Origin of the sequence: Nocardioides renjunii (genome assembly GCF_034661175.1) — a bacterium.
GTDB lineage: Bacteria > Actinomycetota > Actinomycetes > Propionibacteriales > Nocardioidaceae > Nocardioides > Nocardioides renjunii.
In genome coordinates this window covers 536,387-555,568 of sequence record NZ_CP141058.1, presented here as the reverse complement: position 1 = coordinate 555,568, position 19,182 = coordinate 536,387, and the positions used below count along the sequence as shown (strand labels likewise).

Genomic DNA, 19,182 nt, shown 5'->3' with positions numbered 1-19,182 from the left:
TGCGCCGGGAGCCGAAGCGCGTCAACCCCGGCCGGAACGCAAAGCGGTGAGTGAGGCAGGTTCTGACCCGCCAGAACCTGCCTCACTCACCGCTCGAGCTCGGGAAAGAGGTCCTCAGTCCCCCAGCGGCGCCAGCAGCGCCTCCTGGCCCTCGAACGCGACCAGCAGCAGGTCGGCCATCCGGAAGCGCCCGTCCTTCTCGCCGAGGTCGGGCCGGAACGCGGGGTTGCGCACGATCGAGTGGGTGCTGCCCTCCATCGCCCGGTGGAACGTCTCCACCACGAGCCGGGCGCCGACGCCGGTGAGGCGGCCGTCGTTGAGCTCGGCCTCGCGCAGGACGTAGAACCACAGCGGGGTGTCGGCCAGGAAGGCGTCACGCTGGGCGTCGGTCAGCGAGTCCAGCTGCGCGGAGCCGGGCCCGCCGGCGCCGTCGCGCAGCTGTGCCCGCGTCAGGGTCGTCACCGGCACCCCGCTCGCGCGCATCAGCTCGGCCATCTGCTGCCCGCTGGCGAGCCGGAGCATCCGTGCGCGGACCAGGTTGCGGAAGGCGAGGTTGGCGCGGATGGTCGCCTCGTCGGAGACGCTGCCGTCGAAGGAGCCCTTCGGCAGGGCCGCCAGGGGGTCGACGAGGCGGGTGTCGATGCGCCGGGCCAGGTTGAACTCCCCCGGCGGCGGCTTGAGCTCGTCGTGGCCGACCTGCGAGAAGCGGTAGAGCCGGCGCCAGTCCGCGATCCAGTTCGACGGCAGCGTCGGGTCCCCGTTGCCGACGCCGCCGCTCGTGCCGGAGAAGAAGAACAGCAGGTCGAGGGACCCCGAGCCGTCCGGGAAGCGGGCGTTCCAGTCGTACGCCTCGCGCACCATGGCGTGCCCGAGCCGGAACGCCGCGACGGAGAACTCGACCGGCATGGTCGGCATCGTCAACGGGTCGGCGCCCGGGTCGACCACCTTGCGACCGGTGGTGAAGACGTCGGTGACGACGTCGCCGTCGCAGATCTTCGGAAGGTAGTCGGTGCGCAGCATCCACTGGTAGTGCAGCACCACCTTGCGCCGCGCCTTCTCGAACCGCTCGGCGGGCGGGGTGGCCGGGCCGAGGCCCGCGACGACGCGGTTGTGGAAGCGGATCATCGCGGCGTGCGTCTGCGCGACCACGAGGTTCTCGTCGTTGCGGCGGTCGGGGATGGCCGCCTTGCCCCGGCCGGCTCCGGGGCCGCCGACGCGGGGCACGTCGAAGCCGACCCGCGCCCGGTCGCCGCCGATCTTCGTGGTCCGGCCGACCTTGAGGCGGGTGCGGTCGGCCTCGTAGAAGTCGGCGGAGACGCCGTCGAGCGGGCCGGCGCCGTAGAGGCTGTCGAGGTCGAGGGTCGGCGAGCGCCCCTGCAGCAGCGCGGCCGGCGAGACGCTGTCGCCGAAGGCGACGGTGGTGGCGTCGAAGGTCAGGTCGTGGTCGACGAACTGGCCGAGGTAGGTGAACCCGGCCGGGATCGTCCCGTCCACCACGGAGCCGCCCGTCATGGCGAGGGCCACCTTGCGCAGCGTGGCCTCGGGCAGGCGTACGCCGGGCGGCCCGAGGCGCGAGAAGCGGAAGGTCGGCGCGGCGGCGAGGGCCGGACCCCGGGCGGCCGTCGTGTTGGCCCGCGCCGTGGTCGGTGGTGCGGCCCCGGGGTCGGTGGACCCGACGACCCCCTCGCCCTCGATGTAGAAGCTCTCCCGGCCGTGCCGCGAGGCGTGGCCGGGGGTGTGCTCGGGTGCGGGTGCCGTTCCCTGTGCCATGGCGTGCCCTCGTCTGCCGGTGGGATGTCGGTGAGCTGTCGGCCCACCCTCCACCCGCGCCAGCACCGGGCGCATCCGCAATCCTGCGGATGTTGCGGCTCGGCCCCGGGCCGCACTGGTCAGGCCGTGGCGGTCACGGCAGGTCGCCGGTCAGGTAGTGCTGCAGCACCGGCCCGATGCGGGCGACGACCTCGTCGGCGGGCATGTCGGCCATCGGCGGCAGCGCGATGACGTAGCGGGTGACGATGAGGCCGACCACCTGGCTGGCGACGAGGGGGATGCGCGCCTCAGGCCGGTCGGGGACCAGCTCGGCGAGCAGCGGCCCGACCACCACCGGGATGAACGCCTGGCGCACCAGCCCGCCGTCGTCGTCGGCGAGCAGCGAGCGGACCATCGCGAGCAGGCCCGGCCGGATCGCCGGGTCGTCCCAGACGCCGAGAAAGGTGCGCAGCAGCCGCTCCCCCGCGCCGTCGGGACCGGCGGCGACCACGGGGGCGAGCACCTCGCGCGGGTCGACGGGGATCTCGAGGGCGGCGACGAAGAGGTCGTCCTTGGTGCCGAAGTAGTGGTGCACGAGGGCGGGGTCGACGCCGGCGGCGGAGGCCACCCCGCGGATGGTCGTGCCGCGGAAGCCCTTCTCGGCGAACGACGCCCGCGCGGCGGCGAGCACCTCGGCGCGGGTGTCCGGCGCACCCGGTCGGCGTCCGCGGGACGCGCGGGCGGCCGCCGGCGCGGTCACGGCGTGGTCACCCCGAGGTGGGTCCGGGCGAACTCGAGGGACTCGGTCAGGTCGAGCTCGCGCTCGGCGCGGCCGGCGGCGCGGCGGGTGTTGATCTCGAGCACCACGTGGCCGGCGAAGCCGGTGCCGGCGAGGTGCTCGAGGAACCCGGCGGCGCCCATGATCCCGCGGCCCGGGACGAGGTGCTCGTCCTTGGCCGAGCCGCTGCCGTCGGTGAGGTGCACGTGGCGCAGCGTCTCGCCCATCCGCTGGGCCATCTCGACGACGTCGGAGCGCGCGATGGCGGCGTGGGAGAGGTCGATCGTGGTGTGGGCGTAGTCCTGCTCGCTGGGGTCCCAGCCGGGGAGGTACATCTCCATGCCGCGCCGCGACGAGGCCCGCCACGGATACATGTTCTCGACCGCGAAGGCGATGCCGGTGCGGGCCTCGAGCGACGCGATGCCCTCGACGAAGCCGGCTGCGTAGTCCTTCTGCCAGCGGAACGGCGGGTGGACGACGACCACGTCGGCGCCGACCGCGTGGGCCATCTCCGCCGACTTCTCCAGCTTGACCCACGGGTCGGTGCCCCAGACCCGCTGCGTGAAGAGCAGGCACGGGGCGTGGACGGCGCAGATCGGCACCCGGTGGTGGTCGCTCAGCTTCTTGACGGCGTCCACCTGCTGGCTCAGGGCGTCGATGCCGACCATCACCTCGACGGCGTCGTAGCCCAGGGAGGCGGCCCAACCGAAGGCGTGCGCCGTCGACTCGGGGTAGACCGAGGCGGTGGAGAGGCCGATCAGGGGCGTGGCGGTCATGATCAGCGCCGCCTCGAGACCACGGAGATCCGGTCGAGCCGCTCGAGGATGACGCCCTCGCGCAGCGCCCACGGGCAGATCTCGAGCTCGGGGAGGTCGAAGATGTCCATGCAGGCCTCGGCCACCAGCGCTCCCGCCACGATCTGGTGGGTGCGGCTCGGCGAGACGCCCGGCAGGGAGGCGAGCTCCTCGGGGGAGAGCGCCATCAGCTTGGGGATCCAGCCCGAGAGCGTCGCCAGCTCGAGCGCGCGCGGGACCAGCGGGCCGTCGGCGCTCGGCGCGGCGCCGCAGATGCGGGCGAGCGAGCGGAACGTCTTCGACGTGGCCGCCGCGCGGTCCGGTACGCCACCTCGCAGCAGGTGGCCGGCGTCGCGGGCGATCTCGGCGCGGATCTGCTTGCGGAGGCCGCGGACGTCGTCCTCGGTGGCCCGGTGCGGCCCGTCGCGGAACGCCGTACGGGCCACGCGGGCGGCGCCGAGGGGCAGCGACCACGCCACGTCGGGCGCCTCGTCGGTGCCGCCGGCGATCTCCAGCGAGCCGCCGCCGATGTCGAAGACCACCAGCCGCCCGGCCGACCACCCGAACCAGCGGCGTACGGCCAGGAACGTCAGCCGCGCCTCGTCCTCGCCCGACAGCACCTCGAGCCGGACCCCGCTGTGCTCCTCGACGTGGGCCAGCACCTCGTCGGAGTTGACCGCGTCGCGCACGGCCGAGGTGGCGAAGCCGAGCATCTCCTCGCAGCCCTTGTCGCCGGCGATCTCGGTGGCCGAGGCGCAGAAGTCGGTGAGGGCGTCGATGCCCTTCTGCGTGACCGCGCCCTCGTCGTCGAGGTGCTCGGCCAGGCGCAGGGCCTGCTTGTGCGAGGACGCCGGGAGGGGCGCGGCGCCGCCGTGCGCGTCGACCACCAGCAGGTGGCCGGTGTTGGATCCGATGTCGAGGACGCCCAGGCGCATGACCGCCACGCTACTAGGGCTGCGGTGCGCGACTAGGGTTGTGGAGTGCCCGAAGTCGACCTGGTCTTCCCCCGCGCGTTCGTCGAGTTCGCCGACCCGGCCGACGAGACGCAGGTCTTCCGGTGCGACCTGACCTGGCTGACGTCCTCCTACATGTGCATCTTCGGGCAGGGCTGCCAGGGCATCTACGCCGACGCACCCGACGTGGGCTGCTGCACGCTGGGTGCCCACTTCGCGGACAAGGACGACGAGCGACGGGTGGCCGGCTTCGTCGCCCAGCTGACCCCCGACGACTGGCAGCTCCACCCGCGGCGGTCGGTGCGGAAGTCGGACTGGATCGAGACCGACGAGGACGGCGAGCGCAAGACGCTGACCGTCGAGGTCGACGGCCAGCAGGCGTGCGTGTTCCACAACCGGGTCGACTTCGCTCCCGCCACCGGCCCGGGCGGCGCCGGGTGCGCGCTGCACGGCCTGGCGCTGCAGCAGGGCCGCAACCCGCTGGAGACCAAGCCCGACGTGTGCTGGCAGCTGCCGATCCGTCGCCAGTTCCGCAACGTCGAGCGCCAGGACGGGACGGCCTACACCGAGGTGTCCATCGGCGAGTACGACCGGCGCGGCTGGGGCCCGGGCGGCCACGACCTCGACTGGTACTGCTCGGGCAACACCGAGGCCCACGTCGCCCTGGAGCCGGTCTGGGTCACCCACGAGGCGGAGCTGGTCGAGCTGATGGGCGTCGAGGCGTACGCCGAGCTGAGCCGCCACTGCGTGGCGCACACCCGCTCCCGGTCGGCCCTCGCGCTGCACCCGGCCGACCCGCGCTGAGGCTGGCCGGACCTTCGACAGCGATCTGTCGACGTCAAGAGACCTGACCCCCGGTGTGGCTGCCGGGAGGGAACAGGCTCAGAATCTCTGCATGCGCCTGGACCACGTCAGCTTCGCCGCCGGACCTGATGGACTCGCCAGCACCGCCCAGCGCCTCGGGGGGCTGCTCGGGACGACGTTCATCGACGGTGGCGTGCACCCCCGTTTCGGCACCCGCAACATGATCCTCCCGCTGGCCGGCGGCACCTACATGGAGGTCGTCGAGGTCCTCGACCACCCCGCCAGCGACAAGGCTCCCTTCGGTCAGGCCGTCCGTGCCCGCTCCGCCCTCGGCGGCGGCTGGATGGGCTGGGTCGTGGCCGTGTCCGACATCGCCACCATCGAGACGCGGCTGGGCCGCGAGTCGGTCAAGGGCAACCGCCACCGCCCCGACGGCACCGAGCTGCTGTGGCAGCAGATCGGCGTCAACGGCCTGATCTCCGACCCGCAGCTGCCGTTCTTCATCCAGTGGCTCACGCCGTCCGAGCTGCACCCGAGCAACGGCGCCAGCGGCGACTTCTCGCTGGCCTGCCTCGAGATCGCCGGCGACCCGCAGCGGGTCAGCGAGTGGCTTGGCGAGACCGTCGAGGCCCCGCTCGAGGACGTCAAGGTCGAGTGGGTCGCCCCCAACGGCACCCCCGGCATCGTCGCGGTGCAGCTGCAGACCCCCCGGGGCCTGGTCAGGATGTGAGGGTCCGCCCCTCTCCCAACATCTGGAACACCCCCGAGCTCTACGAGCTCGAGAACCGCGCGGCCGACCCCGAGGACCGCATCGCCACCGGCATGCGCGAGATCGGCGACTGGGCCGGACGCACGCTGCTCGACGTCGGCTGCGGCAGCGGCTTCCACCTCCCCCGGTGGGCCGGGTCCGCGACCCGGGTCATCGGCGTGGAGCCCCATCCCCCGCTGGTCGCGCTCGCCCGCCGCCGTACGCGGTCCTTGCCGCACGTGAGCGTCCTGGCGGGCAGGGCGGAGGAGCTGCCCGTGCCCGACGCGTCGGTCGACGTGGCGCACGCGCGCTGGGCCTACTTCTTCGGCCCGGGCTGCGAGCCTGGGCTGCGCGAGCTCGATCGGGTCGTACGCCGCGGGGGCACGGCGTTCGTCGTCGACAACGACCCCACGCGCTCCACCTTCGGCGCGTGGTTCCGCCGCGGCTTCCCCGAGGTGGACCCCGACGCGGTGGAGCGGTTCTGGTCGACGCGCGGCTGGCAGCGCCGCCCGATCGACATGGGGTGGTCCTTCGGGTCGAGGGCGGACCTCGAGTCCGTGGTGCGCATCGAGCTGCCGCCCGAGGCCGCCGAGGAAGCGCTGGCCTCGCACACCGGCACGACGGTCGACTACGCGGTCAACCTGTGGTGGCGCCACTTCTGAGCGACGCGACGTCCGGGCGCCTGCCCCGGGCGACGACATCGAACCGGGCACAGGGGGTACGTCGCGGTCGAGGCCGGCGGCCGCGCCGACCCACCCGAGCGTGAGGAGCAGCCGTGGCGGACGAGAAGGGCAAGGGCAGCAAGACGGCCAGGAAGGCCAACGCCAAGGCCGACGAGGAGGGGAAGTCCAACCCCCGGAAGTCGTCGGCAGCGCAGGCCGAGCTCGGGAAGAAGGGCGGCAAGAAGGGCGGCAAGAAGTCGGGCAAGAAGTCCAGCAGCTAGGCGGGACGGCCGGCGACCGGGACCCCCGGCTGGCTCGACTCGCGGATGGCGAGCGTCGGCTCGAGCAGGACGCCCCGGCTGGCGACGGGCTGGTGCGAGAGCAGCGCGCGCAGCGTCCGGACGACCTCGACCGCCACGTCCTCGAGCGGCTGGCGTACGGACGTGAGGCCGACGGGGTAGACCTGCGCCACCTGCGAGTCGTCGAACCCGACGACCCCGATGTCGCGCCCGGGCGCGAGCTGGCGGATCCAGAGCGTGTGCAGCACGCCCATGGCGAGCGTGTCGGAGGCGCAGACGAAGGCCGTCGGCCGTGACTCGTCGAGGAGCACGGCGGCAGCCTCGGCGCCGCTGTGCACGACGTCCTCCACGCGCGACGCGAGGCCGGTGGTGGACAGGCCGTTGGCGTGCATCGTCGACACCCAGCCCGAGCGGCGGTCCTCGCCGATCGGGGAGTCCTTGCGCCACCCGATCCACGCGATGCGCGTGTGGCCACGGTCGATGAGGTGCTGCGTCGCGAGGCGGATCCCGGCGGCCCCGTCGACGTCGACCCACACGTGGCGGGCGGTCTCGTCGTCCCAGGGGCGGCCGAAGGCCACGAACGGCGCGCGCTGCTGACTCAGCCACGCGGCCTGCGGGTTGCCGAGGTAGGTGTCGGTGACGACGAACGCGTCGACGGCGGTGGAGCGCAGCAGGTTGTCGTAGCCGCCGACCGGGTCCTCGTCGTCACCGGGGAACAGCAGGACGTGGTAGCCCGCCTCCTCGCTGGCCTCGACCAAGGAGTGCACGAAGCGGTCCATCGCGGCGTTGGCCGTGCCCTCCTGGACCGGGTTGAAGCGCAGGCCGATCAGCGAGGACGTGCGGGTGCGGAGGTTGCGGGCGGCGCGGTTGGGCGAGTAGCCCAGCTCCGCGATCGTCTGCCGGACGCGCTCGAGGGTGTCGGGACGCAGCAGGTCGGGGTTGTTGACCGCGTTGGAGACCGTCTGCCGGGAGACCCCGGCGCGCTCGGCGACGTCGGCGAGCGTCGGCGGCGTCACCGGCAGCTGGCTGCCGAGCCGACGGTCGCTGTGCCCCATGGATCCCCCTCCGCGCACGTTGATCGATCCAACGGCGGTCAGCATAAGCCTTGGCGTCCGGGGGTCCACGCCCACCACAGAGGTGAAGGGCCCTTGCGAGTATGAGTCGCAAGGGCCCTTCGGTTGACCGGATCGTGTGACGACCTCCGGTCGACGGCTCTTCCTCGACGATCCCCGCTCCTGCGTCACCCAGTCGCGGCGGCCGGTCGGCCGAAGCCTCCCGTCCGGACGGATCCTCGTCCCCGAGTCGTCCCGCCTCCCCTTGCGGGTCGGCGTGGGTGCAGTTCTACGCGACCGTTCCCGGGCGGCGCAAGGGGTCGCGGGAGCCCGTTCCCCCTCCACCGGTCCGTCCCCCGACCGGGGGCCTCCATCCCCAGCCGGGGACCGACTTGTGCACAGGTTTCGGGTGTCGTCCACAGGATGGGGCACCTCCTGTGGAGAGGTGGTCCGTACCGGACGGGTGACGGTGGGCCCGTCGGGTGGCGCGGCGCGGACCGGGTGTCGGTGCCCTGACCTAGCGTGAGGGCCATGTCGACCAAGGCCAAGGCGCGTCCGTCCTACCGCTGCTCCGAGTGCGGCTGGGAGACCGGCAAGTGGGTCGGCCGGTGCGGCGAGTGCCAGGCGTGGGGCTCGGTCGCCGAGGCGGGGGCGCCGACGCTGCGGGCCGCCGCCGGCCCGGTGTCGACGCCGGCGGTGCCGATCGGGCAGGTCGCCATCACCGAGTCCGTCGCCCGCTCGAGCGGCGTGCCCGAGCTCGACCGCGTCCTCGGCGGCGGGCTCGTCCCCGGCGCCGCCATCCTCCTGGCGGGCGAGCCCGGCGTCGGCAAGAGCACCCTGCTCCTCGAGGTCGCCGCCCAGACCGCCCGCACCCGCCAGCGCACCCTCTACGTCACCGGCGAGGAGTCGGCCGCCCAGGTCCGCCTGCGCGCCGACCGCACCGGCGGGGTCCACGACGAGCTGTTCCTCGCCGCCGAGACCGACCTGGGGGCGGTGCTGACCCACATCGAGGAGGTCCGCCCGACCCTGCTGGTGGTCGACTCCGTCCAGACGATCGGCGCGTCCGGGGTCGACGGCGTGCCGGGAGGCGTCACCCAGGTCAAGGAGGTCGCCGCCGCGCTCATCCGCGTCGCCAAGACGCGCAACATCACCACGATGCTCGTCGGCCACGTCACCAAGGACGGCTCCATCGCCGGCCCCCGCGTCCTCGAGCACCTCGTCGACGTCGTCCTGCACTTCGAGGGCGACCGCAACTCGCGGTTCCGCATGGTCCGGGCCATGAAGAACCGCTACGGCCCGGTCGACGAGGTCGGCTGCTTCGACCTGTCCTCCGAGGGGATCTCGGCGGTCACCGACCCGACCGGCCTGTTCGTGGAGCACCACACCCAGGACGTCTCCGGCACGTGCGTCGCGGTCACCATGGAGGGCCGTCGCCCGCTCCTGGCCGAGGTGCAGGCCCTGCTCACGCCCTCGCCGCTCGAGCGACCACGACGCACGGTCTCGGGCGTGGAGTCCTCCCGCGTCGACATGGTGCTGGCCGTGCTGACCCGCCACGCCCGCCTGCGGATCACCGGCAGCGACACCTTCGTGGCGACCGTCGGCGGGGCCAAGCTCCACGACCCGGCCGCCGACCTGGCCATCGCGGTGGCCGTGGCGAGCTCCCACCTGGGGGTGCCGGCGCCCCGCGGGGCGGTCGCGATCGGCGAGATCGGTCTCGCCGGTGAGCTGCGCCGGGTGCGCGACCTGCCCCAGCGCATCGCCGAGGCGGCCCGCCTCGGCTTCAAGGTGGCGGTCGTCCCGCGCGGACGCACGCTCGCCAGCGAGCGCGGGATCCCCAGCCACCGCACCGTCGACGGGCTCAAGGTGATCGAGGTCGACGACGTCTTCGGGGCCCTGTTGACGCTCGACCTCACGCCGCCCCTCTGAGCCCGCTCCGACCCGTTCTCGCGACCCGGCCTCGCGTCCCGGCCGACCCTCCGAATCCGGGCTTCGCGCCCGGCCGCCGGGGCGGGCACCCCAAAGGATCACTGGGGAGGGCTGCTTCACCCCTACACTGCACCCGATGGCGCGCGGGGGCGGCGCCCGCAGAGAGAGCACGTGGAGGACCCGGTGGCAGAGCGCGTCGACGAGCAGCTCAGGCTGCGCGCAACCCTGGCGTCCATCGCCCCCGGCACCCCGCTGCGTGACGGCCTGGAGCGCATCCTCCGCGGCCGCACCGGCGCCCTGATCGTGCTGGGCCTCGACAAGACGGTCGACTCGATCGCGACGGGCGGCTTCACCCTCGACGTGCCCTTCACCGCCACCGGGCTGCGTGAGCTGGCCAAGATGGACGGCGCGATCATCCTCGACAAGGACATCACGCGGGTGCACCGGGCCGCGGTCCACCTCATGCCGGACCACACGATCCCCTCCGAGGAGACCGGCACCCGGCACCGCACCGCCGAGCGCGTCGCCAAGCAGACCGGGCACCCGGTCATCTCGGTCTCGCAGTCGATGCAGATCATCGCCGCCTACGTCGGCGAGATCCGCCACGTCCTCGAGGACTCCGGCAAGATCCTCTCCCGCGCCAACCAGGCGCTGGCGACGCTCGAGCGCTACAAGCTGCGCCTCGACGAGGTCTCCGCGACGCTCTCTGCGCTGGAGATCGAGGACCTGGTGACCGTCCGCGACGTCGCCGTGGTCGCCCAGCGCCTCGAGATGGTCATCCGCATCGCCCGGGAGATCGAGGACTACGTCCTCGAGCTCGGCACCGACGGTCGCCTCCTCTCCCTCCAGCTCGAGGAGCTGGTCACCGGCGTCGACGCCGAGCGCGAGCTCGTGGTCCGCGACTACCTCCCCCACGCCCGCCGCCGCATCGCCGGCCCCGAGTCCCACCTCGCCGAGCTCGAGGGCCTGTCCCCCACCGAGCTCGTCGACCCCGCGGCCGTCGCCCGCGCGATCGGCCTCGGCGGCGCCGAGCACCTCGACGCCGCCGTCGCGCCCCGCGGCTACCGGCTGCTCGCCAAGGTCCCGCGCCTGCCCGCCGCCGTCGTCGACCGCCTCGTCGACCACTTCGGCGGCCTGCAGCAGCTGCTCTCCGCCGGCATCGACGACCTCCAGGCCGTCGAGGGCGTCGGCGAGCTCCGCGCCCGCAGCGTCCGCGAGGGCCTGTCCCGCCTCGCGGAGTCGAGCATCACCGAGCGCTACATCTGAGGCGGGGGCGGCGGCGCGGGCCGCACACGTGTCCGAGAAACCGCCCCCGCGCCCGGCGTACGACGACCACACCCCGCACACGTGTCCGAGAAACCGCCCCCGTGCCCGGCGTACGACGACCACACCCCGCACACGTGTCCGAGAAACCGCCCCCACGCCCGGCGTACGGCGACCACACCCCGCACACGTGTCCGAGAAACCGCCCCCACGCCCGGCGTACGACGACCACATCCCGCACACGTGTCCGAGGAACCGCCCCGGACCTTCACCGGCCGGCGCCTGAGCCACGTCCCAGGCGACGAGAACGTGACTCACCCACCGCCGAGGAGGGTCACCCCGCGGAGTTCCCCGCCCCGTCCTCGCCGGGCGTGTGGGCGGTGTCGCCGTTCTTCCCCTTGCCGCCACCCTGCTGCTGGGGGTCGGCGGTCTGGGTGACGACCCCCGGCTGGGGGGCGACGAGCTCGAACTGGACGTCGGTGGCGTCGCCGCCGAGGGCGGCCGCCTGCACGTGGTAGAACCCGAGCTCGGCCCACGCGGTGAGGTTCGAGCAGGTCTCGTCCGAGCGCTTGGCCGACCAGGTCACCACCACCGGGGCGTCGACGGCCGAGCGGACCACCACGTCCTGCACCGGGATGGCGGCCGGGCACTCGCGGGTGCTCCAGATGTAGTCGTCGCCCGACGTGATCGTCACGGTCATCGTCTGCGCCGACGCCTGCCAGGTGCAGGCCTCGCTCACCAGCGTGCGCAGGTTGATCGTGATGGGGATGTCGGACCCGCCGGGCGCCGTGGTGATCGCCGGCGTGGCGACGATGTCGGACTCGGCGCACGGGCCGGTGGGCTCGGCCAGGACCGGCTCGGGCGGAGCCGTCTCCTCCTGGCGCTGCTTCTTGCCCTTCCCCTTGCCCTCTCCCTTGCCGTTGCGCTTCTTCCCCTCGGTGCCGGTGGTGGCGCCGGCGGTCGGGCCGGCGCTGGGCGCCGTCTCTTGGACCGTGGCGCCTGCCTGGGTGGCCCGGTCCGCGCCGTCGGAGGAGCCGTCGGACGAGCCGCCGAGCAGCCGGGCGATGACCACGACGAGGAGGAGCGGGATGCCGAGCACGACGATGCGGCGGGTCCAGTAGACCCGGGCCGGGAGCGGCCCACGAGGTCGTACGGTCGTCGGCATGGGGTCAGGGTAGGCAGCGACCGGCCCGTCTCGGCGGAGGCGCACCGACTCACCTACGATCGCCGCGATGGACACGCCCGCACCGAGCGACCTGCACGACGCCGTGCTCGACTGGTACGACGACCACGCGCGGGTCCTGCCGTGGCGCGGGCCGGAGGCCTCGCCGTGGTCGGTGATGGTCAGCGAGCTCATGCTCCAGCAGACCCCGGTCGCCCGGGTGGTCCCGGTCCACGCCGCCTGGCTGGAGCGGTGGCCGACCCCGGCCGACCTCGCCGCGGCGCCCACGGGTGAGGCGGTGCGCATGTGGGGCCGGCTGGGCTACCCCCGCCGGGCCCTGCGCCTCCACGCCGCCGCCGTCGCGATCGTCGAGCGCCATGACGGCGTCGTCCCGGCGGCGTACGACGACCTGCTCACGCTGCCGGGCGTCGGCGACTACACCGCCGCGGCGATCGCCAGCTTCGCCTTCGGCCGCCGGCACGTCGTGCTCGACACCAACGTCCGCCGGGTCCTGGCGCGAGCGGTCTCGGGCACCGAGCTGCCCGCGCCGGCCGTCACCCGCGCCGAGCGCGACGTCGCCACCGCGCTGCTGCCCGACGACCCCGCCACCGCGGCGACGTGGGCGGTCGCCACGATGGAGCTGGGCGCGCTCGTGTGCACGGCGCGCCAGCCCCGGTGCGACGCGTGCCCCGTCGCGGAGGTCTGCGCCTGGCGTGCCGCCGGCTTCCCGGCGTACGACGGACCGCCCCGCCGCGGCCAGGCGTGGGCCGGCACCGACCGGCAGTGCCGCGGACGCATCATGGCGCTGGCCCGCGACGCCGCCTCGTTCGGGCTCGCCCAGGTCGAGGCGGCCTGGCCCGGGACGGAGCAGCGCGAGCGGTGCCTCGACAGCCTCGTCGCCGACGGCCTCCTGACGCAGGTCACCCCGGGGCGCTGGGCGCTCCCGGGGTGATCTGGTGAGGCGGGTCAGGCCATGAGGCTCAGGCCTCGTTGGCCTTGGGGATGTCGGTCGGTCCGGCCGAGTCGTCCGGCCCGTCGCCGAGCGGACCCTCCACGACCGTCTCGAGCGGCGGCATGTCGGGCACCGTCGAGTTCTTCTGGCCGCGGAACGTGAACGTCGCCGTGGGGCCCTCGCCCTCGACGTCGACCAGCACGATCTGGCCCGGGCCGACCTCGCCGAACAGCATCTTCTCGGCCAGGACGTCCTCGATCTCGCGCTGCACCGTGCGGCGCAGCGGACGCGCACCGAGCACCGGGTCGAACCCGCGCACGGCGAGCAGGTCCTTCGCGGACTGGGTGAGCTCGAGGGACATGTCGCGGTCCTTCAGGCGCAGCTCGACGGCGTCGATCATGTTGTCGACCATCGCCACGATCTGCTCCTGCGACAGCGGCGGGAACACGACGATCTCGTCGACGCGGTTGAGGAACTCGGGACGGAAGTGCTGCTTGAGCTCCTCCGACACCTTGCTCTTCATCCGCTCGTAGGAGCCCGCCGGGTCGGCGCCGACCGCGCCGAAGCCCAGGTTGACGCTCTTGGCGATGTCTCGCGAGCCGAGGTTGGTGGTCATGATGATGACGGTGTTCTTGAAGTCGACGACGCGACCCTGCGAGTCCGTCAGGCGACCCTCCTCGAGGATCTGCAACAGGCTGTTGAAGATGTCGGGGTGGGCCTTCTCGACCTCGTCGAAGAGCACCACGGAGAACGGCTTGCGGCGCACCTTCTCGGTGAGCTGGCCGCCCTCCTCGTAGCCGACGTAGCCGGGGGGCGAGCCGAACAGGCGCGACACCGTGTGCTTCTCGGAGAACTCGCTCATGTCGAGCTGGATCAGCGCGTCCTCGTCGCCGAAGAGGAACTCGGCGAGCGTCTTGGACAGCCAGGTCTTCCCGACGCCCGAGGGGCCGGCGAAGATGAACGAGCCACCGGGACGCTTGGGGTCCTTCAGACCCGCACGCGTACGACGGATGGCACGGCTGAGGGCCTTGACGGCCTCCTCCTGGCCGATCACGCGCTTGTGGAGCTCGTCCTCCATCTTGAGCAGACGGGTGGACTCCTCCTCCGAGAGCTTGACGATCGGAATGCCCGTGGCGACGGCCAGGACCTCCGCGATCAGCTCCTCGTCGACCTCGGCGATCTCGTCGAGGTCACCGGCGCGCCACTGCTTCTCGCGCTCGCCACGGCGGGCGGCGAGCTGCTTCTCCTCGTCCCGCAGGCGGGCCGCGGCCTCGAAGTCCTGGCCGTCGATGGCCGCCTCCTTGCGCTGGCGGACGTCGGCGATCTTCTCGTCGTACTCGCGCAGGTCCGGCGGCGCGGTCATCCGGCGGATGCGCAGTCGCGAACCGGCCTCGTCGATGAGGTCGATGGCCTTGTCCGGCAGGAACCGGTCGGAGATGTAGCGGTCGGCCAGCGTCGCCGCCGAGACCAGGGCCTCGTCGGTGATGGTGACGCGGTGGTGCGCCTCGTAGCGGTCGCGCAGGCCCTTGAGCATCTCGATGGTGTGCGCGATCGAGGGCTCCTGCACCTGGATGGGCTGGAAGCGGCGCTCGAGGGCGGCGTCCTTCTCGAGGTACTTGCGGTACTCGTCGAGCGTGGTGGCACCGATGGTCTGCAGCTCGCCGCGGGCCAGCATCGGCTTGAGGATGCTGGCGGCGTCGATCGCGCCCTCGGCCGCGCCGGCGCCGACGAGGGTGTGGATCTCGTCGATGAACAGCACGATGTCGCCGCGGGTGCGGATCTCCTTGAGCACCTTCTTGAGGCGCTCCTCGAAGTCACCGCGGTAGCGAGAGCCGGCGACCAGCGCACCGAGGTCGAGCGTGTAGATCTGCTTGTCCTTCAGCGTCTCCGGCACGCTGCCGCGGACGATGTCCTGGGCGAGGCCGGCCACGATCGTGGTCTTGCCGACGCCCGGCTCGCCGATGAGCACGGGGTTGTTCTTCGTGCGGCGCGACAGGATCTGCATGACGCGCTCGATCTCCTGCTCGCGCCCGATGACGGGGTCGAGCTTGCCCTCGCGCGCGGCCTGGGTGAGGTTCTGGCCGAACTGGTCGAGGACGAGCGAGCTCGAGGGGGCCTCGCCGCCGGAGCCGGACGTCTGGGCGCCGGCCGCGGCCGACTCCTTGCCCTGGAAGCCGCTGAGCAGCTGGATGACCTGCTGGCGGACCCGGTTGAGGTCGGCGCCGAGCTTCTGCAGGACCTGGGCCGCGACACCCTCGCCCTCCCGGATCAGGCCGAGCAGGATGTGCTCGGTGCCGATGTAGGAGTGGCCGAGCTGGAGCGCCTCGCGCAGCGAGAGCTCGAGCACCTTCTTGGCGCGGGGCGTGAAGGGGATGTGTCCCGAGGGAGCCTGCTGGCCCTGGCCGATGATCTCCTCGACCTGGGCGCGCACGGCCTCCAGGGAGATGTCGAGGGACTCCAGCGCCTTGGCAGCGACGCCCTCGCCCTCGTGGATGAGGCCGAGCAGGATGTGCTCGGTCCCGATGTAGTTGTGGGAGAGCATGCGGGCCTCTTCCTGGGCCAGCACGACAACTCGCCGGGCTCGGTCGGTGAACCGCTCGAACATGTGCGCTCCTCTACGTCTGCGTGGTCCGCCTGCCTCCCGCCGGAGCGGGAACGCGAACACTGGGCTCAACGCCCGCCATCAGCCTACGTGTTCCCACCCCAGTCACCAGAGCGTCCGCTCACAGCGAACGGGGCCGAGGGGTGGGCACCTAAAGTGTAGTAAGTCAGTATGGTTATGCTCTCGGGCTGTTGCTCCACCACCCGAAGGACGTCCGATGAGCCTCACCCCGACCCTGCAGCGCGCGACACCGCGTGACCGCGACGTCGCCGACACCCGCCGCCGTGGCGCGCGACGCACACGCGCACGTCGTACGGCGCTGCACGTCACCACCTTCGTCGTGCTGCTGGCGACGTGGTGGGTGGTCACCCGGGCCGGCCTGGTCCGGCCCCTGTTCCTGCCCTCGCCCGGCGACGTGTGGGACGCCTTCGTCCGCGCCAACTCCGACCACCCGGTGAGCGCGGGATCGGACCGCATCGTGCGGGGCGAGCAGAACTACTACCTGTGGGAGCACCTGGTCGCGAGCCTCCAGCGCATCGCCGCCGGCGTCGGCGGGGGCATCCTGGTCGGCGTGCCGCTCGGCCTGGTGATGGGCACGACGTTCCTCGGCACCCTGCTGGAGCCCTACCTCAACTTCCTGCGCTCGCTCCCGCCCCTCGCCTACATCGGCCTGCTCATCGTGTGGTTCGGGATCGGCGACACCTCCAAGGTGTGGCTGCTGTTCCTCGCCGCGTTCCCGCCGATCACGATGGCGACGATGGCCAGCGTCCGCGGCGTGCGCGAGGACCAGGTCAACGCCGCGCTCAGCCTGGGCGCCCGTCGTGCCCAGACCGTGTGGGCCGTCGTGCTGCCGTCCACGCTGCCCGACGTCCTGACCGGCATCCGGGTGGCGACCGGGTTCGCGTGGACCACCGTCGTGGCCGCCGAGATCGCCAACGGCATCCCCGGGATCGGCGGCCTGGCCTACCTCGCCGGCGAGCAGCTGCGCAGCGACCTCGTCGTCGCCTGCATCTTCGTGATCGGCCTCGCCGCCATCGTGCTCGACCTGGGCCTCAAGTCGCTCGAACGGGCCCTCGTGCCGTGGCGCGGCAAGGCCTGATCCACCTACCCACCCCTCACCCCGCTGACAACCAGGAGCACTGATGCACCCCTTCCGCACCCTCGCCACGGCCGCCACCGCAGCCGCCCTCGCCCTCGGCCTCACCGGCTGCGTCGAGGCCGGCCGCTCGAGCACCACCGCCCCCGAGGACTCCGCGTGCCCGTGGACGCCCGACGAGTCGGTCGAGACGACGGCGAGGATCGCCTGGCAGGCGATCCCCAACGGCGACGTCGTGGTCAAGGACCTCGGCCTGCTCGAGGCCTGCATGCCCAACGCCACCATCACCTGGGTCCAGGCGGCCTCGGGCGGCGACGTCGTGGGCTACTACGGCGCCGGTGAGGTCGACCTCGGCCTGATGGGATCCTCGCCGGCGACCATCGCCTCGTCCGCGCCGACCAACGCCGACGTCGACATCGACGTGGTCTGGATCCACGACGTGATCGGCGACGCCGAGTCCCTCGTCGTCAAGGACCCCGCCGTCACGGACCTGACGGGCCTGCGAGGCGGCACCATCGCGGTGCCGTTCAGCAGCACCGCGCACTACTCGCTCCTGCAGGCCCTGATCGAGGAGGGCCTCGACCCCGACAAGGACGTCAAGGTGATCAACCTCGACCCGGAGAAGATGGCCGGCGCCTGGCAGGGCGACCAGATCGACGCCGCCTGGGTCTGGGACCCCACGCAGAGCCAGCTGATCGAGGACGGCGGCACCCGCATCCTGTCCAGCGCCGACACCGCCGAGGCGGGCCGACCCACCTTCGACGTGGGCACCGTCGACGCCGCGTTCGCCGCGGACAACGCCGCGTTCATGGAGCAGTGGGCGAAGGCACAGGACCACGCCGTCACGATGATCCAGGACGACCCGGAGACCGCGGCCGAGTCGGTCGCCGTCGTGCTCGGCATCGACCCCGAGGACGTCCTCCCCCAGTTCGAGGGACTCACCTTCCTCGACGCCGCGACCCAGGCCGGACCGGACTACCTCGGCGGCAAGCTGGCCGAGGACCTGCACACCACGGCGTCCTTCCTGCTGGAGCAGGGTGGCATCGAGGCGGTGGGGAGCACGCAGGACTACGCCTCGCACGTCGATGCCGGCCCCGCCGCGTCGGTGACGCCGTGACCGCCCGTACGGGGCACGGCCGCGCCATCGTGCTCGACGGGGTCGCGAAGAGCTTCGACGTCGGCGGGGAGTCGATCCCCGCCCTGGCGGCCACCACCCTCGACATCGCTCCCGGCGAGTTCGTCACCCTCGCGGGACCCTCCGGGTGCGGCAAGACGACCCTGCTGCGGATCCTCGCCGGCTTCACCGAGCCGAGCAGCGGCTCGGTGACGGTCTCGGGCGAGCCCGTCCGGGGCCCGGGGCACGACCGCGGTGTCGTCTTCCAGCAGCCGACCCTCTTCCCGTGGCTGAGCGTGCGCCGCAACGTCGAGGTGGGCCCCCGCTTCCAGCGGGTGCCGGCGGCCGAGCGACGCGCTCGCGCCGACCGCTACCTGGAGATGGTGGGGCTCGACGCCTTCGCCGACCACCGCCCGTACGAGCTCTCCGGCGGCATGCAGCAACGCTGCCAGATCGCGCGCGTGCTCGCCGGCGACCCCGACATCGTGCTGATGGACGAGCCGTTCGGCGCCCTCGACGCGCTGACCCGCGAGCGCCTCCAGGGGGAGCTCCTCCAGATCTGGCGCGACACCGGCAAGACCGTCCTGTTCATCACCCACAGCGTGGACGAGGCGGTCTACCTGGGGTCCCGGGTCCTCGTGATGAGCCCCCGACCGGGGCGGATCGTCTTCGACGCCCCGGCCCGGTTCGGCCGCGACGGGGAGAGCGTGCCGGTGGAGGAGATCCGCTCGCTCCCGGAGTACACCGACCTGACGGCGGACGTGCGTCGCGCCATCTACGCCGACGTCGCGTGAGGGCAGCCCACCGGGACCGGTGAGCCGCCTCGCGCGCGGCGGCGGTCAGTGGGCGGCGTCGTAGGCCTGCTGCACGTCGGCGGAGATGCGGCCGCGCTCGGAGACCTCCATCCCCTGCTCCTTGGCCCACTCACGGACGTCCTTGGTGTTGGAGCCCGAGGAGGACGCGCCGTTGGTGGACCGGCGGGTGCGGCGGGACCCGCCGGCGACCTTGCGGGCGTGACCGACGTAGCCGCTCAGCGCCTCGCGCAGGGCAGCGGCGTTGGCGTCGTTGAGGTCGATCTCGTAGGTCGTCCCGTCGAGGCCGAAGGTGACGGTCTCGGTGGCCTCGGTGCCGTCGAGGTCGTCGACCAGGACGATGTTGACCTTTTGTGCCATTGCGGATTCCTTTGCTTTCCTGCGACAGGGCGAAAGCAGTGTGGCAGCAACTCAGG

The 19,182-nt window shown here is 72.8% G+C and carries 18 protein-coding genes; 10 read left to right on the top strand and 8 right to left on the bottom strand.

The features are described from left to right. Positions 1-114 precede the first annotated feature (114 nt). From SHK17_RS02565 to SHK17_RS02550, 4 genes are all read right to left on the bottom strand, one after another. On the bottom strand, positions 115-1,770 hold the full coding sequence (locus tag SHK17_RS02565; RefSeq protein ID WP_322920984.1) for a peroxidase family protein: 1,656 nt from the start codon (positions 1,768-1,770) through the stop codon (positions 115-117). Positions 1,771-1,903: 133 nt separating this feature from the next. Next, positions 1,904-2,509: a TetR/AcrR family transcriptional regulator gene (locus SHK17_RS02560; RefSeq protein ID WP_172269446.1), complete on the bottom strand. Its 606-nt coding sequence runs from the start codon at positions 2,507-2,509 to the stop codon at positions 1,904-1,906. Further along, a complete protein-coding gene (locus SHK17_RS02555; protein WP_322920983.1) occupies positions 2,506-3,303 on the bottom strand; it encodes a sugar phosphate isomerase/epimerase family protein in 798 nt (265 codons plus the stop codon). Before SHK17_RS02555 ends, SHK17_RS02560 begins: the two co-directional genes overlap by 4 nt. Before the next feature lie 2 nt (positions 3,304-3,305). Further along, complete coding sequence (locus tag SHK17_RS02550; RefSeq protein WP_172269442.1) at positions 3,306-4,256, bottom strand: Ppx/GppA phosphatase family protein; 951 nt, start codon at positions 4,254-4,256, stop codon at positions 3,306-3,308. A gap of 45 nt (positions 4,257-4,301) precedes the next feature. Here SHK17_RS02550 and SHK17_RS02545 point away from each other — a divergent pair, with 45 nt between their 5' ends. The 4 genes from SHK17_RS02545 to SHK17_RS02530 all read left to right on the top strand — a co-directional run bounded on the left by SHK17_RS02545 (position 4,302) and on the right by SHK17_RS02530 (position 6,769). Continuing rightward, entirely contained in the window at positions 4,302-5,078 is a 777-nt protein-coding gene (locus SHK17_RS02545) for a hypothetical protein (RefSeq protein ID WP_322920982.1), read from the top strand. Between the two features lie 91 nt (positions 5,079-5,169). Next, entirely contained in the window at positions 5,170-5,808 is a 639-nt protein-coding gene (locus SHK17_RS02540; RefSeq protein ID WP_172269438.1) for a VOC family protein, read from the top strand. Continuing rightward, positions 5,805-6,488 carry a class I SAM-dependent methyltransferase gene (locus tag SHK17_RS02535; protein ID WP_322920981.1) on the top strand — a complete coding sequence of 228 codons (684 nt, stop codon included), beginning with the start codon at positions 5,805-5,807 and terminating at the stop codon, positions 6,486-6,488. The genes SHK17_RS02540 and SHK17_RS02535 overlap by 4 nt, the downstream gene beginning before the upstream one ends. Before the next feature lie 113 nt (positions 6,489-6,601). Continuing rightward, entirely contained in the window at positions 6,602-6,769 is a 168-nt protein-coding gene (locus tag SHK17_RS02530; protein WP_172269436.1) for a hypothetical protein, read from the top strand. Here the strand turns inward: SHK17_RS02530 and SHK17_RS02525 are convergent. Further along, a complete protein-coding gene (locus SHK17_RS02525) occupies positions 6,766-7,842 on the bottom strand; it encodes a LacI family DNA-binding transcriptional regulator (RefSeq protein WP_172269434.1) in 1,077 nt (358 codons plus the stop codon). The genes SHK17_RS02530 and SHK17_RS02525 overlap by 4 nt on opposite strands. A 528-nt stretch (positions 7,843-8,370) precedes the next feature. Here SHK17_RS02525 and radA point away from each other — a divergent pair. Both radA and disA read left to right on the top strand, forming a co-directional pair. Further along, the gene (gene radA / locus SHK17_RS02520) at positions 8,371-9,765 is read left to right on the top strand and encodes a DNA repair protein RadA (protein WP_172269432.1); all 1,395 of its coding nucleotides are present in this window, start codon (positions 8,371-8,373) and stop codon (positions 9,763-9,765) included. Positions 9,766-9,948: 183 nt separating this feature from the next. Further along, a complete protein-coding gene (gene disA / locus SHK17_RS02515; RefSeq protein ID WP_322425083.1) occupies positions 9,949-11,031 on the top strand; it encodes a DNA integrity scanning diadenylate cyclase DisA in 1,083 nt (360 codons plus the stop codon). A gap of 331 nt (positions 11,032-11,362) precedes the next feature. Here disA and SHK17_RS02510 read toward each other — a convergent pair whose 3' ends face one another. Further along, the gene (locus SHK17_RS02510) at positions 11,363-12,193 is read right to left on the bottom strand and encodes a hypothetical protein (protein WP_322920980.1); all 831 of its coding nucleotides are present in this window, start codon (positions 12,191-12,193) and stop codon (positions 11,363-11,365) included. A gap of 67 nt (positions 12,194-12,260) precedes the next feature. On the opposite strand from SHK17_RS02510, the gene SHK17_RS02505 reads away from it, so the two are divergent. Further along, complete coding sequence (locus SHK17_RS02505; protein WP_322920979.1) at positions 12,261-13,142, top strand: HhH-GPD family protein; 882 nt, start codon at positions 12,261-12,263, stop codon at positions 13,140-13,142. A 28-nt stretch (positions 13,143-13,170) separates the two neighbouring features. On the opposite strand, the gene SHK17_RS02500 is transcribed toward SHK17_RS02505, so the two are convergent. Then, positions 13,171-15,747 (bottom strand): ATP-dependent Clp protease ATP-binding subunit, encoded by a 2,577-nt coding sequence (locus tag SHK17_RS02500; protein ID WP_172269426.1) that lies wholly within the window; start codon positions 15,745-15,747, stop codon positions 13,171-13,173. A gap of 214 nt (positions 15,748-15,961) precedes the next feature. On the opposite strand from SHK17_RS02500, the gene SHK17_RS02495 reads away from it, so the two are divergent. From SHK17_RS02495 to SHK17_RS02485, 3 genes are read left to right on the top strand one after another with little or no spacing between them, the layout of a single operon-like run. Then, complete coding sequence (locus tag SHK17_RS02495; protein WP_322920978.1) at positions 15,962-16,843, top strand: ABC transporter permease; 882 nt, start codon at positions 15,962-15,964, stop codon at positions 16,841-16,843. Positions 16,844-16,886: 43 nt separating this feature from the next. Beyond that, on the top strand, positions 16,887-17,957 hold the full coding sequence (locus SHK17_RS02490) for a taurine ABC transporter substrate-binding protein (RefSeq protein WP_172269422.1): 1,071 nt from the start codon (positions 16,887-16,889) through the stop codon (positions 17,955-17,957). Further along, positions 17,954-18,748, top strand: coding sequence for an ABC transporter ATP-binding protein (locus SHK17_RS02485; RefSeq protein ID WP_322920977.1), 795 nt, complete (start codon positions 17,954-17,956; stop codon positions 18,746-18,748). The genes SHK17_RS02490 and SHK17_RS02485 overlap by 4 nt, the downstream gene beginning before the upstream one ends. Positions 18,749-18,793: 45 nt before the next feature. On the opposite strand, the gene SHK17_RS02480 is transcribed toward SHK17_RS02485, so the two are convergent. After that, complete coding sequence (locus SHK17_RS02480; RefSeq protein WP_172269418.1) at positions 18,794-19,126, bottom strand: histone-like nucleoid-structuring protein Lsr2; 333 nt, start codon at positions 19,124-19,126, stop codon at positions 18,794-18,796. Between the last annotated feature and the right edge of the window lie 56 nt (positions 19,127-19,182).

Excerpts from the sequence above, each read along its gene's own strand:
- SHK17_RS02555 (WP_322920983.1), bottom strand. The coding sequence starts at position 3,303 with ATGACCGCCACGCCCCTGATCGGCCTCTCCACCGCCTCGGTCTACCCC.
- SHK17_RS02540 (WP_172269438.1), top strand. The coding sequence starts at position 5,170 with ATGCGCCTGGACCACGTCAGCTTCGCCGCCGGACCTGATGGACTCGCC.
- SHK17_RS02490 (WP_172269422.1), top strand. The coding sequence starts at position 16,887 with ATGCACCCCTTCCGCACCCTCGCCACGGCCGCCACCGCAGCCGCCCTC.
- SHK17_RS02550 (WP_172269442.1), bottom strand. The coding sequence starts at position 4,256 with ATGCGCCTGGGCGTCCTCGACATCGGATCCAACACCGGCCACCTGCTG.
- SHK17_RS02505 (WP_322920979.1), top strand. The coding sequence starts at position 12,261 with ATGGACACGCCCGCACCGAGCGACCTGCACGACGCCGTGCTCGACTGG.
- SHK17_RS02495 (WP_322920978.1), top strand. The coding sequence starts at position 15,962 with ATGAGCCTCACCCCGACCCTGCAGCGCGCGACACCGCGTGACCGCGAC.
- SHK17_RS02510 (WP_322920980.1), bottom strand. The coding sequence starts at position 12,193 with ATGCCGACGACCGTACGACCTCGTGGGCCGCTCCCGGCCCGGGTCTAC.
- radA (WP_172269432.1), top strand. The coding sequence starts at position 8,371 with ATGTCGACCAAGGCCAAGGCGCGTCCGTCCTACCGCTGCTCCGAGTGC.
- SHK17_RS02480 (WP_172269418.1), bottom strand. The coding sequence starts at position 19,126 with ATGGCACAAAAGGTCAACATCGTCCTGGTCGACGACCTCGACGGCACC.
- SHK17_RS02565 (WP_322920984.1), bottom strand. The coding sequence starts at position 1,770 with ATGGCACAGGGAACGGCACCCGCACCCGAGCACACCCCCGGCCACGCC.
- SHK17_RS02525 (WP_172269434.1), bottom strand. The coding sequence starts at position 7,842 with ATGGGGCACAGCGACCGTCGGCTCGGCAGCCAGCTGCCGGTGACGCCG.
- SHK17_RS02500 (WP_172269426.1), bottom strand. The coding sequence starts at position 15,747 with ATGTTCGAGCGGTTCACCGACCGAGCCCGGCGAGTTGTCGTGCTGGCC.